We start from the raw sequence: 15,626 nt of genomic DNA, 5'->3' as shown, positions 1-15,626 counted from the left end.
TTAATCATAACGTAGGTTGGACGTGGTGTCCTTCGTAAATTTTTCACCTTAATGATTTGTCTCTTCGAGTACAATGACCTATACTATAGGGATTGAACCAAGCTTACATGATTATGGGGACGGAGTGAATACGTTTAATGACTCAACTGCAACTAATTGCAACTGCGCCAATGGGACTTGAAGCCGTCGTGGCCCGGGAACTCAGAGAACTCGGGTACGAAGATCTGACCGTTGAAAATGGCCGCGTCGTTTTTACCGGAGATTATATGGATATATGCCGGTGTAACCTGTGGCTTCGCACATCAGACCGCGTGCTTATAAAAATGGGTGAATTTGCTGCAACTACCTTCGACGAGCTGTTCGAGGGTACCAAAGCATTGCCTTGGCAGGATTGGATTCCTGTAGATGGTGAATTTCCCGTAGAGGGACGTTCGCACAAATCACAGCTTAGTAGCGTACCAGCCAGTCAGGGAATCGTCAAGAAGGCGATTGTAGAGAAGCTCAAGGAAACCTACCACACAGATTGGTTTGCTGAAGATGGCCCTCGTTACGTCATTGAGGTCATTCTATTGAATGATCGTGCGTTGCTGACACTTGATACGACCGGTCCAGGACTGCACAAACGCGGCTACCGTAAGCTCGTTACAGAGGCGCCTCTCAAAGAAACGATGGCTTCTGCTCTTATTCAGCTTAGTCGCTGGAGCCCTGACCGACCATTCTATGACCCATGTTGCGGTTCCGGTACTTTGTTGGTCGAAGCTGCCATGCAAGCCTGGAACATTGCGCCAGGCCTGAGACGCACCTTTAACTCGGAAGACTGGCCTGTCATTGGCAGAGAATTATGGGATCAGGCTCGCGACGAGGCGATGGATTTGACCCGCGATGACATTCCTTTTGAAATTGCAGGTAGCGATATCGACCCAAATGCCATACAAGTTGCTGAGGCAGCTGTAAAAGCAGCAGGCTTTGCTAAAGACATCCCTCTTAAGGTGATGCCTGTAACTAAAGTCAGACTCGAAGGACAATATGGTGTGATGATTACAAACCCACCTTATGGCGAGAGACTGAGTGAGCAATCCGAGGTGGAAAAGCTGATCCGTTCACTCGCACGCACGGCAGCCGAAATGAAGACTTGGTCCTTCTTTGCCATCAGCTCCACCAAGCAATTTGAGCATTATTGGGGCCGTAAAGCAGACAAACGCCGGAAGTTGTTTAACGGCCGGATCGAATGCCAATACTATCAGTATCTAGGCCCTCTGCCTCCGCGCCGCAAAGATACTTCGCCGTTGCAGCCTTAAATATGATGAAGCCTAGGCCAGGAAACGAACCCTCTGTTCGTTGTTCTGGCCTGATTTGTGCTGTATTTTCTTTACTTAATCATTGAAATGCGCGAGATGAGCGCTATAATAATTAAAGGCATTTCGGTTTTAACATTACGTTAATATGTAGTTTATACTAGCCGAACATTTCTGCCAGAGGGGGTAAAGTGTTGGTTATTCGCACGTCCAGTGCAAGTCGCACTGGTAACACGTTCAGCAGAATGCTGCTGTCTCGATATTTTGGATTAGGTCTGTTTTTTGTACTTATGATCGGCAAGCTCGTACTGATTCACTATAACTTGCATGCCCAAAATATTGACATGAATCCGCTGGATTATGTCATCGCTATTGGTTCGCTTTTACTTGTGAGCTTCTGGACCTTATGGCTGCCACGTCGCGGACGTTTGATTGCTCTTGTGGTGCTCGATATGTTGCTCACCGCGCTCATATACTCCGACATGGTTTACTATCGGTATTTCCAGGATTTCATTACGATTCCCGTCTTACTTCAAGCCGGACAAGTTGATTCTCTAGGCGGTAGTATCGCATCCCTTATGTACTGGTGGGACATTTTCTTTTTTGCAGACTGGATTCTATTCATTCCGTATGTCATATTTGTGGCTTCCTTACGACGTCGACTTACAACGAATGATACTTATTTAGAAGCATCCCGAAGCTCGTTCACAAAGAGGTTCCTGCTTCGCTTCTCCAAAGGAGCATTGGCCTTCCTGATTGGCTATGTATTGACATTTGGGCCGATCAAATATTATACCTCCACGTGGGCAACTGGCATATTTGTCGGCAACTGGTGGTCGATGGCCTTGTACAACGTAACCGGATTGGTCGGATTTCATGGATATGACATCTACCGCTATGGTCAGGATCACCTTGGTCCCCAGCCTACATTGGCTCAAGCAGAATCCGATAAGGATAAGGAATGGTTTAATCAGCATCAAAAGTTGCTTCAGGTTAAAAATGATCTATCTGGCAAATATAAGGGCAAAAACGTGATGGTCATTCAAGCTGAAGCGTTCATGAACTTTTTTATCGGCAAACAGATCAACGGTCAAGCGATTACGCCTAATTTTGACAAACTGACGAAGGAAAGCATGTATTTCAACAATTATTTTCACCAGACTGCGCAGGGCCGTACTTCGGACGCGGACTTCTCTACACATGCTTCGCTGCATCCGCTCCCTACAGGCTCCGTATTTATCCGTTATGCGGACCATAAATTCGATACGTTACCTTCCATTTTGAAGGATACTGGGTATAGTCCCAATGCGTTTCACGTGTACGACAGCAGCTTCTGGAACCGTTATACCATGTATAAGGCGATGAACTATGACAAGTTCTACAGTAAAAAAGATTTTAAAATAGATGAGCCGCTGGGTTGGTCCCTGGGAGATAAATCCTTTTTCCGTCAAACGCTCAATGATCTCACCACCGAAGTTAAGCAGCCGTTCTACGCCTATATGGTCGGTATCTCGAGCCATCATCCGTACAACCTGTCACCTGACGCGGTAGATTTAGATGTTGGCGAGTTTGAAGGTACCATGTTCGGAGACTATCTGAAATCTGTCCATTATGTAGATGAAGCACTGGGTGAATTGGTAGATCAGATGAAGAAAGACGGATTGTGGGATGATACGATCCTGATGTTTTATGGGGATCATGACAATTCTATTAAAGACAAAGCACTGTATGAGAAGTTTTTAGACAAGCCACTTACGGATCTCGACATGCAGAAGATCATGAATCAGGTACCATTGCTTGTGCATCTTCCTGATGGAAGCCAGGCAGGCACGTATACGGAACCGGCAGGTCAGTTGGATCTGACCCCTTCCGTCATGCACCTACTTGGGATTTCTACAAAACCATATCATTTTATGGGAAACGATCTGTTTAGCGGGAAGCCTCGTATGGTTGTTCTGCGTACTGGTGCTTTCACCGATGGACGAGTGTACTACATTCCATCTGAGGATGGTACATTCTCCAAAGGAACCTGTTACAACCTGAATACAGGCCAGCCTACAGATGTTAACGCCTGCGGACCGGGCTATACCGAAGCTCTCAATCGGTTGAACATATCTGATCAGGTTATCACATACGATCTTATTCGCGAATGGGAACCACAAACAAAAAAGTAACTCCTTCTGTATCTGTTTCTAATAGACTTTCTGTGGGAGGTTGCTGACATAGCATCCTCCCCGGACTCCTTTAAGGATGTCGATCGCTTAACTACCATGCATATAACAAAAAAGCACGATCCATCAGCTTGTACGCTGTGGATCGTGCTTTTTTATATGGATTGTCACTCGACTGCGCTCGTTACCATTCACAAATACTTAGGAACGCAACGTTTTTTTAGCCTCTTCAAGCCGTTCTACCTCTTCACCAAGCATGTCCTCCGCAACTTCTACTGCATCGTCACCAAGGCTATCCTTCGCCTGCTGTATGGCATGTTCCGCATGAGTGCGAGATTGCTCCGCCTGTTCAATCAGTTGCTCAGCCGGATGTGACAATGCTTGAGAGACGGCATTGTGCAGCCTGTCCACCGAGTTTTGTGTTTGAGCCTCAACGCTGTGATTGTCGAGATTGGAATCATATTGGGCCATGAGTCACACCTCCTTCTGGGCAGTGTTCTACATCCATTAGCATGGATCAGAAGAAGGGGAACTATTCAAAAAAAAAATGCAAATGCTGCGTACTGGAACTATTTGATAAAGCGCGCAGCCTTCTCCAATACTTCATCCTCTGTGGCTGCACTCACATAACGTCCGTTCACATACACAAACGCCCGTTTTCCACAAGGACCGCAATACGATTTGCAGCCGATTTTGATCTCGGCATCTGGTGCCATCTTTTGCAACTTGGGCAAGATCGTTTTCAAGCGGATATGATTGCATTCATCACATACGCGAATATCATTGGCCATCTGTCATCCCTCCGAGCTCCGGCTTAGTGGTCGCCGTGATTACCTTGGGAAGGGTTAGTAATGACAAATCCTTCTTCGGGGAAGTACAAGTAATCAATTTTCACACCATCCAGCAGCGGCTGGCCGTTTTCCAAAATGACGTCAATGCCTTTATCTGTAGATACGACAGTATCTGTTTCTTTAGGCGTGTCCAAATCCAGCCCGTAATGAGCATGATCTCCATGAGCATGAGTAATAACAACGCGCAGGCTCTTTCCTTGGTTCTCTTCCTTATCCAGTTCAAGTTTCAATACTTTAGCTGCGTTACGAGTAATTTTGCAGTTCATCAAACTTCATCTCCTTCATATTCATTAAATGAAATGTGGTTCATTGGATACATATCCACACCACACAACCTTGCGGGTAAAATCAACAACTCAAATAATTAGCCTCTATCCCAGAGGGAAAGAGGTACTACGGCGGCACAGCTGCGCCTGAAACATCGTCATGAGCCAATAGATCACAATTATGTTCAGCATAGCAAAAGGCAATATTCCTATTGTAAAGAAAATCGTGAAAAATCGCAATCACGAAATTCATAAGCTTATCTACCGAACACGTACATGCTGTTTTTCAAGCACATCTGGATATTTTCGTTCGGCACGGGTGACAAACCAATTCATAAGCAATAGCGTCACACCAATATCGTCGATGGGCATAAACGGCATGACATCAGGTAATACCCAATAGAGCAACACAGGCACCGCAAAGAGTAATTTTTCTCCCAGCGGAATCCTTGATGAAGTAATAAATCGGGGCATACGACGAAATACATGTGACCATTGACGGAGAGATAGTAGTCTTTTCCACTTCATAGGTTGTTCACTCCATTTCCAATGCTCCTAAGTATATATACCCATTGAAGGGACATGTAAAGAGGAACACTTATAAAAAACGTGTTCCTCCTAATACGCGCAAATAATTCGATACGTTTCAGTAGGCCGAATTTTTTACCATGACAGCACTGTTGCCATTAACATGCCCACTTCTGCTGCAATATCATCGTAATCACGCATGGGCAGCGGATTTACACCTAGACCGACTTCAACGGTAAACCCTGGTTTACCAAATCGCTGTATAAACCAATCCTTGTACCCTGCATCGCTACCACCCAGCTTTACCGCCCGGTACCCTGTTGCGGCAGCTAGCCGTAAGGCCCAATCTCGGCTCTCCTTAGGCTCTAGATCCCGATAATTCCAATAGATCTCCTGTCCCTGACTGTGTATGGATAACACCATGTCGAACTGTTCGCGCTCCGTCAGATCAGCAAGCGCTTTGGACTCTGGTTCAGACAAAGGTGCAGGTCCTGCATAGTCTCGTCGAGACGGACCTGTTTTACCGCGTCTGCGTACCTCTTCTTCCCAATATGCCGGAAATTGATCGTTGAGGTCAACACCACGAATATTGGCCTTCCAACCGCGATAATCAGCACGTCCTTCATTCCACTTTTTGAGGTCATGATACAACGGATGAGTTGGGAGTACACCTTGTTGCACCAGCTCTACCCCATCCGGGTTGACCATCGGGACCACCCATAAGGATGTATGCTCCAGCAGATCCCGCGGAGAACCTCCATACACCCATTGAGAGATCCCTACATGTTCTTCAGTTCCATCGATCCCTTGTGCATATTGCTCTATAAAACGCAGCAAACAAGGCGTCGTCAGCCATTCATTAGCGTGAACAGAAGCATTGGCATGAATTTTACGCGTTCCCTGCCCAATACGTACATAAGGAATATCCTTCCCCATGACACTGGTGCCAATGCTGCCAACTTCAATAAATGGATATCTGTGGGCCAAGGCCGCTAGGTCTTCCTTTAAATCTTCATATCCATACTCTCCACGTAATCGTACAATCTGATCCTGATGGTCTTCAGGAATAACAATTGTTTTCCCTTCCGTAAAATCATGCTCCGCAAGTCCTGGATTGGCTAGCCGTAACTCATCAAGCTCCACACCAAACTGCTTGGCAATCTGGCTTGCATACTCACCAGGCTGAATAACGTATTTACGATCCGTAGACGGACGAATATATAACACTTGACCACTAATCAGATAGGGTTGCGTGGCGGCCCACGGATTATCTACGATCAAAGTATCCGCCGATAGTTTAAAAGCCGAGGCGACCCGGTGCAATGTATCTCCTTTTTGAACGATATATTTCCTCATCTTACTACGCCCCTTCCATCTGCCTTACTGCATGTTATGCAGACGCGGCGTGTCTTGATGTAGCGAAAAGCAAAACAACCGACTTCATTTGTCCAATGACAAAAAAAGTCGGTTGTCTCGTTAATCCAAATTGGTGACTTGCCAGACGACAGGCGTTTGGCGAATTTGCTCCCCGAGCCACTGTGCGGCAATGCGCTGGAACAATTCAGGATCGCCGGAACAAAAAAGCTGATGTACCGGCGTTTCGTCCCCAGCTTCCAACTTGCCTTTGTTATACAAAATGGTGCTCGTCTCACGCGCCGTTTCATCTGCCGAGCTAATGAGCTTTACTGCAGGTCCCATGACTTCTTGAATCGTTTCCTTCAAAAAAGGATAATGCGTACAACCAAGAATCAGACAATCAATCGGATACGTTTGAATAGGTCTCAATGTCTCCTCCACAACCTGCGATGTCGTCTTGGAGCGGAATAACCCTTGTTCCACTAATGGAACAAGCGCAGGACAAGCATGGCTCACCACGTCTACATAAGGAGACAATTGCTTGAGCGCAGCTGTATACGCTCCGCTTCGAATCGTACCGACAGTCCCAATCACCCCGACATGCCCGGTAGCAGTCGCGCTGATCGCAGCACGAGCCCCGGGGTGAATGACTCCGATCACCGGAATAGATACCTTTTGGCTTATATAGTCCAATGCCGCGGCAGTAGCCGTGTTACAAGCAATAATAATGACTTTCGGATCAAATTGAATCAGAAAATCAACCATTTGCTCTGTAAATTTTTTAACCTCTTCCGATGGTCGGGGGCCATACGGAGTGCGCGCAGTGTCTCCAAAATAAATGATTTTTTCCCGCGGAAGCTGACGCATGACTTCTTTTACAACCGTCAAACCTCCTACACCGGAATCCAATATTGCAATCGCTTGCTGCACGTACACACCGCTTCCTTTTTTGTTCAAATATGAGTTGTTTCATCTCGGAAAGCTATCCGTTGCTACATACCTTATGTCGTATTCGTGTAAAAGGTACCCCAAAAGATTACCCTAAAACGAGGAAGTGATCAATAAAAAGGCTCCGTCCCAACGGGAGAAGCCACGAATTCAAACTGTATTCTGTGTTTCACCTACGTTTTACAGACCGTTACAGAGCATCTTTTTCCGTATCTTCTTGAACAGTCGCTGATGAAATACTAACCTCAGGAATAATTTCACCCTTTTTACGCCATTGCCCGATTTCATGAATGACGGCTGAGGCTGTCTCCTTAATTTTGTCAGTATACTCAATTGAGGTGTCTGAAATTTTCTCCGCTAGCTCCTGTCCCTTATCACTTACGTTGCGCGCCTGATCTGTAATATTCTGACGCAGCTCACGACCTGACTTAGGGGCAAATAACAAAGCAGCAACCGAACCAACAATGCTGCCTGCCAACGCGCCTCGGATAAAACTTTTGCAGTTCTCCTTCATCATCATCTCTCCCTTGTGCCCGGGCTAATGCCCATCTGTTAGTGCATTATAAGCATGGAGAGCTTGTCATGATACAGAAAACAAGCCTGAAAAGTTTTACTTTTTTTTAGAGCGGATACGATACAGGCAACAGCGGCCCCCATCCGCTAAACAATCCTCACGAACAACCTCGGCATCAAGCAGCTCCTCAAACATTTGCTGCTCGCATTCACAAGCCTTGCGGTAACGGCCTGCAATTTGAGAGATAGGACAATTGTATTCCACAATAGAGTAGCTACCATCCTCTTCCTCGCGCCACTCTGCCATATATCCGGAAGCATTCTGGATGCCCGAAAGCTTTTCCACACGTGAAGCCAGTGTAGTCTCCCCCTCCATGTGAGGGGCGTAGCGCTTCATCATTTTACGTTTTCTACCATCAAACAGCGAGTAAACAGCTTCCATTCCCTGTTCTTCATCCAGCTCCTCTAACAGTTCCAGTAACAGATGATCATAATTACGAGGAAACTGCTCGCTTCCCTGCTCGCTCAGACTGTATAAAAACGTCGGGCGTCCCATCGCCTGTCTCACAATCGTAGCCACGATCAGACCATCCTGCTCCATCAATTTGAGATGCCTGCGCACTCCCATTTCGGTAATGCCCAATTGAGCTGCCAAGCTTCCGACGCCCACAGGTCCCTGGGTTTTCAATAATGTCATGATCATGCGCCTAGTGGGCATTTCGGGTACGATATACTTATCCGTCACTTTTGCCTTTACACTCCCTCGGGCTGGGGACCCAATTCCTTATTTAAATAATCATGCACGTTAGATGCAAAAAGCTCCAGCAACCCAGGCAGCTTTGGTGTAAGCGGGTGAAGGCTTGTCCGGTCCCAATGAAAGTACTCCTGTACTAGGGGTTTACGTAAGCCTACCAGCTCTACTAGCGAATGAAATACGGTATCATCCAGTACACCTTCCTCATGAATGATACCAATAATATCCTCATAGCTACTGGCGTCACGCATAATAAATCCGTCGATGATATAGCTTCCTACGTCCGTTACCGTCTCAATCGCCAGATGAAGGCAGCGCTCCTGCACTAGTCCCTGCAACAGATCGCCGTTCCAGGCAGCAGAAGTCTGGCGAAGTCCGGCGACAATGTCGGGAACAGCCCCTAGTCGAAGCTCAATTTGTTCCCGGTTGACATAATACAAGGTCCTGCACCTCCAGTAATCGCTTTAGATTTCATAATCAACTGCGATAGATACATCTTTCACTTCATTCATGTGTACAATAATTTCCTGATGCACAGGGTGTACCTGATACGTTTGCAAATCCTCTAGTGTTTCGACAACAGCGGTAAGGGAAATATCATAAGAACGTTCCGAACGAATCACATCCGTACCTACTTCGAGTGACAGCAGCTCTTTGATTTTGCCGTTCATACTGCGCAAAATGGATGCTGTGTGCTCAATGCTTTCAGGGGAGCGGTCTTTCAATTTGAACAAAACAATATGTTTAATCATGCGTATAAGCTCCTTATCTTAAAAATGTTCTCTTGAAAATTTTATCATAACGCCCCACATACGGAAAGAAACTTTGTAATTCTAGCGATCTTTTCCGCCATTTTTACCATCAGACTCCTTGTCCTTTAATAGGGCAAAAAAATTCTTGAGCTTCGGTGGGAGCGGCAGACCCATTCGTGAACAGTTTTCCGTAATAGAGATTAATTCATTGGATAAATAAAAATACGTCGTCGCCCCTTTCATGATTTCGGTACCCATCAGGAGATCCACGTGATGCGCCAAAGAAATCACCATTAGCATTAAAGCCTTTCTCGCCAGCCCCCAAAAGCCGGCTTTACTGCTCAAACCTTGCCCAGTCTTAATTGCTGCGGCGACTCCAGTCACATAATCAACAGCCATTGCAACCGTGAATAGCACCATTAGCTGATTCCAACCGCCAAAGGCAAACGTAATAAGGGCTCCTGCGGTAGCGCAAATCATACTAAACATACTCGGATTAATATTCATACCTCTCCTCCTCTCGGGGCGGTTACTGTAATATATGCAGCGACATGGTAACCCGTAAAGTCATATGACCTGTGCATAGACATGAATTCATAGATTCATATAAAGCGTGCTGCAAACTTCACAACTCCGAGCAAATACAACAAAAAGACACCTTCAAAACCACTATATAAATGGTTGAAAAGGTGTCTTTTCTTTCATGCTATTCAATTAACGATGATCATTCCAAAAATTAAGCGGAGTCATGTTATCATTTAACGGCTCGAACGAATAGCCTTCTTTCTGCAAAGCAGCCATGATTTGTGGAAGCACCTTGATCGTAGATGGCTTATCATGCATAAGAACGACTGGTGTTCTGCCTTGCTTTTTCAATCTCTTAATATCACTTAGGACAGTCTGTACAAAATGCTCTGGATTTTTAGTATAACGCCAATCATTGGAATCAATGTTCCAGTCCCAAATATGATAGCCTGCGCCCGTCAGTTGATCGCGGTATGCTTTCTTCAAATATGGTTTGCTGCCATAAGGTGTACGAATCAAAGAAGTGCGTTTTCCTGTAGCCTTAAATAAAATTTCGTTATCCTGATTCATCTCTGCTAATGCTGCTGCAGGAGATGCATAGATTTTCTTCACCTGATGCGTCATCCCATGCAAGCCCAAACCGTGACCCGCCTCTACCATTCTTTTCATCACTGCGCTATGTTGACGAATTTCAGGTCCCAGCATGAAGAACGTAGCCTTCGCATTATATTTGTCCAAGATATCCAGCAACTGCGACGTATGCGCCGTAGGACCATCATCGAAGCTCAAATAAATCGTACGGCTGGATGATGAGGCAGTTCCCTTGTTGCCAGTATTGCTGGCTTTGTCCGGTTTGACAGCTGCATACTGTTTAATTTCTGTTGCGAATGTATTCAAAAACTGAGCATCAGACAAACTAGCATTTGCGTTCTGAATTCGATACAGATTACTTGTTGGAAGCGTAATAGTGAAGCCAAACGCATCGGTCAAAGTGCGAATGGGCACCATTGTACGATCTCCACGCTCGAACACATCCCCCTTGTTCAAATCCAGCGTAAAGCTGCGATTATGTCCAGTCAGTACCAATGTATTGCCGCTGGCCGAAGTAGAAATCCCCATCTTTTGCCCTAATGTAACGATAGGAACATACAACTTATCATTTTTCATTACGGGCTGAATGGTATTCGAATCTAGCAACACATCATTGACCCCCAGCAAAGGAGCCTTCGCTTGTGCACTCGCCGTATTCGTATGTATACCTAGCAAACCCAAACAACAGATTGCCATCAAGCATACAGCTATCCATTTTGCATTTAAAAGCTTCATTCATTACACCATCCTGTGCTGTATTTTATAATGTGCGGGAGCTATCTCTAGCTTGTCTATGAAGTTATACAGACATGACGATATAGACATGACAATATAGACATTCACTCAACATATAGAACATAAACGCATATGAACCGACTGAACCGGACGTCTTTTCGTTCCCCCTATATATACTAATAGATTACCAGACTATAGTAGGTAAATATAGTAAAACAATTTGAAAACAATCTCGCAACCCCCCTGCCAGAGAAGGTTACAAAGTTGTGAATAAATTTTGATAGAACTAGAGACTACCTGAAGAAAATGAAGGTAAGGATCGCCTCATTAATAAACCTGCACTTTGCGGAACCATAACCATCTGGCTCGCAAGTATTGAAGTTCTGTGGTACTGTTCCATAGCTCCCGAGTAACGGAAATGGATTTTATGCCTTCTCCTGTAAAGAAGCTATATCCCCCAAATGTCATAGTTATGTTACTAGATTTATAGAATTATACGTGGACGTAAAAAAGCACCTGAAATCACCAAAGGGTTTCAAGTGCTTTATAAATTTATTTTAAGTTACTCAGACAGTTGTCCATTGTGGCTTTGATTGTGACACAAAGCACACTCGTTGACAACTAGTTATTGCTAGAACAAGCGAGAATTAATCTCGTTTCTGGTTTAATAAAGCCCCTTCTCGAAAAAAGGAATTTTTCATCTTCTTTATTATTTGGTTTCAGGAAAATTATCCTTGATTGGTGGAGTAGAGTCCCAGCTTATCAGTTTAATACGGTACTTATCAAGTAATTCATTTGAATTGGAAAATTGAGTGTTAATAGTCCTTCCATCATTTTCAAAAACCCTTCCATCTTTTTTAAGGATAATGCCTTCTTGTTCAATAAATATAGAGTCAGCAACGGTTTGCTGATACTCGTCGGTGCTATCCAAATCACCCATATAGTACTCTGCAATCCCTGGATAATAGGATATTTCTATTCTGCTATTGACTTCTAGCACCGGTAGTAATCTATCTCCACCGGCTAATCTTTCCTTCCACTTACGATATTTGCCGCGAGCTTCATTTGAACCAATGCCATCATATTCGCATATTAAAGTATCTTGAATAACCTTTCGTTGCCCGTTAATTTCATATTCCAAACGAAATGGAAATTTCCCATATGTGATTTCAGGGTGTGAAGGATTAGGTTCTAATTGATTCCCTATGAATATTAGAAGCCAAGGTAAAGCAATGAACAATATGATTGCAAATATCAACAACAACGGAATGCTTAGATATAACAATGTTTTTTCACTTTCATTTATACCTCTTCTCCTTCAAAGCATTTATTACGGAGTCCATTTTATGGTTTCTGACCATTTGCCAAGCCTTATATGCTTTAGAGTGCCACCACTTAATTTTATACTGCGTAGGTAAGTAAACCGTTTTTCCAGTGCCTACTTCACCCAAAGTCTTGTTCAAAATTTCGTCCGTAACTACATAATTCGTTGCACTTGCAGTATAGTTCCTATCACTTAAACCATATTTACCTAGTGAAGGTACTGCAGGATTAATTGTAATGACATTTTTATTAGTCACTATAATCCTTACAATCATAAGAGAAGAACATATTACCTCCATTTCCATAAAAAATGTTACAATTTAATATATCGGCACCTTAAACTTCCATTTTTATAGGCCAAATGGACCTTATTTTCCATAAACCGGTTAAGCCCATGGGATTAAAAGAAAATCAGGAGAGGAGTCACTTGCAAAGCCCCCTTCGGGTATAGTAGTATGTGGTTAAAAAAATCGGAGGGTATATGCCTAAACAACAAGATAAACATTCCATTCAGGCGTGGTCTCTGATCAATCGCAAATATTTGGGAAAAGGCGTGCGTGTCAAACGTTTTCGTAAACCAACACGCTGTCAAGTGCGCAATCGCGTTTTGCTTGCCGTTTTGATGGCTAATGACATTAAACTGTCCCAACTTGCCGAGGAGCTTTCCATTTCCTCCCGTAGTGTCAGTGCGTGGGTATATGAAGGTCGCATTCCCGGCAACACTAATCTGGAAAAGACGTGTAATACACTTGGTTATCCGCACCATATTCTATTTAATGAAGAGGTTGTCCGGCGTTCACCACTCATCTGTCAACCATCGCCGTCCCGTTTTATGAAACGGACTGTGACTCGTTCTCCGGTTAAAAATCGGATCTTGGCGGGTCTGTGCATGGTACATGATATTTCGGTGACCGATGTGAGTCATTGGATTGGCGTTCACCCCGGTACATTTCGGAAATGGTTGCATCAGGGTACCGTTCCTTCGCAAACCTTCCAGGATCAGGCGGAACAGTTTTTCCGTATTCCAAAATCCATTTTGTTTGCTGATGCCATGCTGAAAAAGTAAAAATGTCCGTAAAAACGAAACGATTGTAATTTTCATGAAAGTCTTTGAAAGGAACGCATTACCATCTTTCATCCACTGAGACTTTCACATCATGTAATTCACAGAATATAAAATGAAAAAAAAAGCACAGTCTGCCGATTCCTCGGTGTACTGTGCTTTTTAGATAACAGAGTTTTAAATACTTCTTGCTTATATTTTGTCAGTTTCTTAAAAATAAATGCTTGCCGTTTCAGTTGAACGTCTGGCTTCTTCCTTGATGGTCTTTAGCTTTTTCATCACCGGGTTGCCTCCACGTCCAAAGTAGTCGTGAAGACGGCTGTATTCCTCGTACAGCTTATCATACACGGCCGCGTTCTCAGGGATCGGCTTGAAGCTCTCGTCCCGTACACGAGCCATATGAAGCGCTGCTTCGACGATATCGTCGTACCCTCCAGCTTCAGCTCCCGCAGCCACTGCTGCGAACATGGCCGCACCCAATGCAGGAGTTTGGGTGGAAGCTGCCACCTTAATCTCACGTCCGGTTACATCTGCATAAATTTGCATCAAAAGACGATTTTTCTACGGCAATCCACCGCACGCATACAATACGTCTACTGGCACGCCGTTATGATGGAACGCATCGACAATTTTACGTGTTCCGAACGCAGTTGCTTCCAGCAATGTACGATACACTTCCTCTGGCTTCGTCAGCAACGTATACCCGACAATCAGCCCCGTCAGGTTGGTGTCAACCAACACAGAACGGTTACCGTTCCACCAGTCCAGCGCCAGCAACCCGGTTTCACCCGGTTTATATTCAGCCGCTTTACGCTCCAGCCATACATGGACGTTCACACCTTCCGCAGCTGCCTGCTCCTTCACTTCGCCAGGAACAGCATGATCCACAAACCATGCGAAAATGTCTCCTACCGCCGATTGTCCAGCCTCATACCCTTAATAGCCCGGAATAATTCCGTTCTCTACAACGCCACACATCCCCTCTACTTCTTTTTCTTCCTCACCGAGGAGCATATGGCAAATGGAAGTTCCCATCGCCATCACCAGCTTGCCTGGTGTGACGACGCCTACTGCCGGAACAGCCGCATGTGCATCCACATTGCCTACCGCTACTGCCGTTCCCGGATTCAGTCCGAGTTTTGCAGCCATATCCTCTGTTAATCCACCTGCACGGGCACCCAAATCATAAATCTCACCGCGCAGCTTTGTATCCGTTAAATTTTCTAAACGCGGATCGAGCGCTTTGAAAAATTCACGATCCGGATAACCCTCACGATGATGGTAAATAGACTTGTAGCCAGCTGTACACTGACTCCGTTTCAGTTCCCCACTAAGCTGGGAAATTACCCAGTCGGTCGCTTCTACAAGAGGTCTGTTTGATTATAAATGTCCGGTGCCTCGTTCAGAATTTGCCAAATTTTTGCGATCATCCATCCGGAAGAAATTTTCCCTCCATAGCGGGGCAGAAAGGCCTCTCCTCGCTGCGAGGCAATGGCATTTAAACGATCCGCTTCATCCTGTGCTGCATGATGCTTCCACAGTTTCACCCAACTATGCGGGTTATCTTTTAGGTTCTCGTCAAAGCACAACGGTTGTCCTTGCGCGTCGATCGGCAGCATCGTGCATGCTGTAAAATCAATTCCGATCCCGATGATATCGTCTTGAGAAATGCCAGTCTCCTTCATAACGGCAGGTATAGAAATAGTCAGCACTTCAATATAACCAGCCCGATGTTCCAGTGCCCAATCCATTTCCAATTTGCGTCCGCTACCAGGCAGCACTTCATCCATAACTCCATGACGGTAAGGTGTTACATGTGTAGCAATTTCAGCTCCGTCAGACAGGTCAACAATGACCGCACGGCCGGACTCCGTTCCATAATCGACACCAATTGTATACTTGCTCATTTGTGTGCCTCCTCCTTTTTCGTTTGACCATAATATGCGTTCGCCCAT

The 15,626-nt window shown here is 45.0% G+C and carries 16 protein-coding genes and 1 pseudogene; 3 read left to right on the top strand and 14 right to left on the bottom strand.

Annotated features, from left to right (window positions below; translation table 11 throughout):
* Positions 1–137 precede the first annotated feature (137 nt).
* Together ACWGXJ_RS09040 and ACWGXJ_RS09035 are read left to right on the top strand one after the other, a co-directional pair.
* Entirely contained in the window at positions 138–1,298 is a 1,161-nt protein-coding gene (locus ACWGXJ_RS09040) for a THUMP domain-containing class I SAM-dependent RNA methyltransferase (RefSeq protein WP_023987994.1), read from the top strand.
* A 188-nt stretch (positions 1,299–1,486) separates the two neighbouring features.
* The gene (locus tag ACWGXJ_RS09035) at positions 1,487–3,469 is read left to right on the top strand and encodes an LTA synthase family protein (protein WP_452566591.1); all 1,983 of its coding nucleotides are present in this window, start codon (positions 1,487–1,489) and stop codon (positions 3,467–3,469) included.
* Positions 3,470–3,667: 198 nt separating this feature from the next.
* Here the strand turns inward: ACWGXJ_RS09035 and ACWGXJ_RS09030 are convergent, their stop codons facing one another.
* From ACWGXJ_RS09030 to ACWGXJ_RS08970, 13 genes are all read right to left on the bottom strand, one after another.
* The gene (locus tag ACWGXJ_RS09030) at positions 3,668–3,937 is read right to left on the bottom strand and encodes a hypothetical protein (RefSeq protein WP_446674448.1); all 270 of its coding nucleotides are present in this window, start codon (positions 3,935–3,937) and stop codon (positions 3,668–3,670) included.
* A 98-nt stretch (positions 3,938–4,035) separates the two neighbouring features.
* Complete coding sequence (locus ACWGXJ_RS09025; protein WP_007429791.1) at positions 4,036–4,257, bottom strand: DUF1450 domain-containing protein; 222 nt, start codon at positions 4,255–4,257, stop codon at positions 4,036–4,038.
* A gap of 23 nt (positions 4,258–4,280) precedes the next feature.
* Positions 4,281–4,583: an iron-sulfur cluster assembly accessory protein gene (locus ACWGXJ_RS09020; RefSeq protein ID WP_013309686.1), complete on the bottom strand. Its 303-nt coding sequence runs from the start codon at positions 4,581–4,583 to the stop codon at positions 4,281–4,283.
* A 261-nt stretch (positions 4,584–4,844) separates the two neighbouring features.
* Positions 4,845–5,111 carry a hypothetical protein gene (locus ACWGXJ_RS09015; RefSeq protein ID WP_023987991.1) on the bottom strand — a complete coding sequence of 89 codons (267 nt, stop codon included), beginning with the start codon at positions 5,109–5,111 and terminating at the stop codon, positions 4,845–4,847.
* Positions 5,112–5,246: 135 nt separating this feature from the next.
* A complete protein-coding gene (locus tag ACWGXJ_RS09010; protein WP_452566590.1) occupies positions 5,247–6,467 on the bottom strand; it encodes a M14 family zinc carboxypeptidase in 1,221 nt (406 codons plus the stop codon).
* Positions 6,468–6,587: 120 nt separating this feature from the next.
* Complete coding sequence (gene racE / locus ACWGXJ_RS09005) at positions 6,588–7,397, bottom strand: glutamate racemase (protein ID WP_023987989.1); 810 nt, start codon at positions 7,395–7,397, stop codon at positions 6,588–6,590.
* Positions 7,398–7,605: 208 nt separating this feature from the next.
* A complete protein-coding gene (locus ACWGXJ_RS09000) occupies positions 7,606–7,929 on the bottom strand; it encodes a YtxH domain-containing protein (protein WP_165175872.1) in 324 nt (107 codons plus the stop codon).
* Between the two features lie 96 nt (positions 7,930–8,025).
* Complete coding sequence (locus ACWGXJ_RS08995; protein ID WP_023987987.1) at positions 8,026–8,673, bottom strand: helix-turn-helix transcriptional regulator; 648 nt, start codon at positions 8,671–8,673, stop codon at positions 8,026–8,028.
* Positions 8,674–8,681: 8 nt separating this feature from the next.
* Positions 8,682–9,122, bottom strand: coding sequence for a DUF86 domain-containing protein (locus ACWGXJ_RS08990; protein WP_023987986.1), 441 nt, complete (start codon positions 9,120–9,122; stop codon positions 8,682–8,684).
* A 24-nt stretch (positions 9,123–9,146) separates the two neighbouring features.
* Complete coding sequence (locus ACWGXJ_RS08985; RefSeq protein ID WP_013309679.1) at positions 9,147–9,434, bottom strand: Dabb family protein; 288 nt, start codon at positions 9,432–9,434, stop codon at positions 9,147–9,149.
* 81 nt (positions 9,435–9,515) lie between these two features.
* Entirely contained in the window at positions 9,516–9,941 is a 426-nt protein-coding gene (locus ACWGXJ_RS08980; RefSeq protein ID WP_023987985.1) for a phage holin family protein, read from the bottom strand.
* A 207-nt stretch (positions 9,942–10,148) separates the two neighbouring features.
* Positions 10,149–11,285, bottom strand: a complete 1,137-nt coding sequence (locus ACWGXJ_RS08975; protein WP_452566589.1) for a polysaccharide deacetylase family protein — start codon at positions 11,283–11,285, stop codon at positions 10,149–10,151.
* A gap of 709 nt (positions 11,286–11,994) precedes the next feature.
* Positions 11,995–12,591, bottom strand: coding sequence for a hypothetical protein (locus ACWGXJ_RS08970; RefSeq protein WP_452567886.1), 597 nt, complete (start codon positions 12,589–12,591; stop codon positions 11,995–11,997).
* A 498-nt stretch (positions 12,592–13,089) separates the two neighbouring features.
* Here ACWGXJ_RS08970 and ACWGXJ_RS08965 point away from each other — a divergent pair, with 498 nt between their 5' ends.
* Positions 13,090–13,674 (top strand): helix-turn-helix domain-containing protein, encoded by a 585-nt coding sequence (locus ACWGXJ_RS08965; RefSeq protein WP_013370447.1) that lies wholly within the window; start codon positions 13,090–13,092, stop codon positions 13,672–13,674.
* Between the two features lie 207 nt (positions 13,675–13,881).
* Here ACWGXJ_RS08965 and ACWGXJ_RS08960 read toward each other — a convergent pair.
* Positions 13,882–15,578, bottom strand: a pseudogene (locus tag ACWGXJ_RS08960) (ribulokinase).
* Positions 15,579–15,626: the final 48 nt, after the last annotated feature.

This window comes from Paenibacillus sp. S33, from assembly GCF_053615415.1.
Note: the sequence above shows the minus strand (reverse complement) of the source record. Positions and strands in the feature narration are given on the sequence as shown.

Excerpts from the sequence above, each read along its gene's own strand:
- ACWGXJ_RS09030 (WP_446674448.1), bottom strand. The coding sequence starts at position 3,937 with ATGGCCCAATATGATTCCAATCTCGACAATCACAGCGTTGAGGCTCAA.
- ACWGXJ_RS09015 (WP_023987991.1), bottom strand. The coding sequence starts at position 5,111 with ATGAAGTGGAAAAGACTACTATCTCTCCGTCAATGGTCACATGTATTT.
- ACWGXJ_RS09020 (WP_013309686.1), bottom strand. The coding sequence starts at position 4,583 with ATGAACTGCAAAATTACTCGTAACGCAGCTAAAGTATTGAAACTTGAA.
- ACWGXJ_RS09025 (WP_007429791.1), bottom strand. The coding sequence starts at position 4,257 with ATGGCCAATGATATTCGCGTATGTGATGAATGCAATCATATCCGCTTG.
- ACWGXJ_RS09040 (WP_023987994.1), top strand. The coding sequence starts at position 138 with ATGACTCAACTGCAACTAATTGCAACTGCGCCAATGGGACTTGAAGCC.
- ACWGXJ_RS08985 (WP_013309679.1), bottom strand. The coding sequence starts at position 9,434 with ATGATTAAACATATTGTTTTGTTCAAATTGAAAGACCGCTCCCCTGAA.
- ACWGXJ_RS09010 (WP_452566590.1), bottom strand. The coding sequence starts at position 6,467 with ATGAGGAAATATATCGTTCAAAAAGGAGATACATTGCACCGGGTCGCC.
- ACWGXJ_RS09000 (WP_165175872.1), bottom strand. The coding sequence starts at position 7,929 with ATGAAGGAGAACTGCAAAAGTTTTATCCGAGGCGCGTTGGCAGGCAGC.
- ACWGXJ_RS08980 (WP_023987985.1), bottom strand. The coding sequence starts at position 9,941 with ATGAATATTAATCCGAGTATGTTTAGTATGATTTGCGCTACCGCAGGA.
- ACWGXJ_RS08975 (WP_452566589.1), bottom strand. The coding sequence starts at position 11,285 with ATGAAGCTTTTAAATGCAAAATGGATAGCTGTATGCTTGATGGCAATC.
- ACWGXJ_RS08965 (WP_013370447.1), top strand. The coding sequence starts at position 13,090 with ATGCCTAAACAACAAGATAAACATTCCATTCAGGCGTGGTCTCTGATC.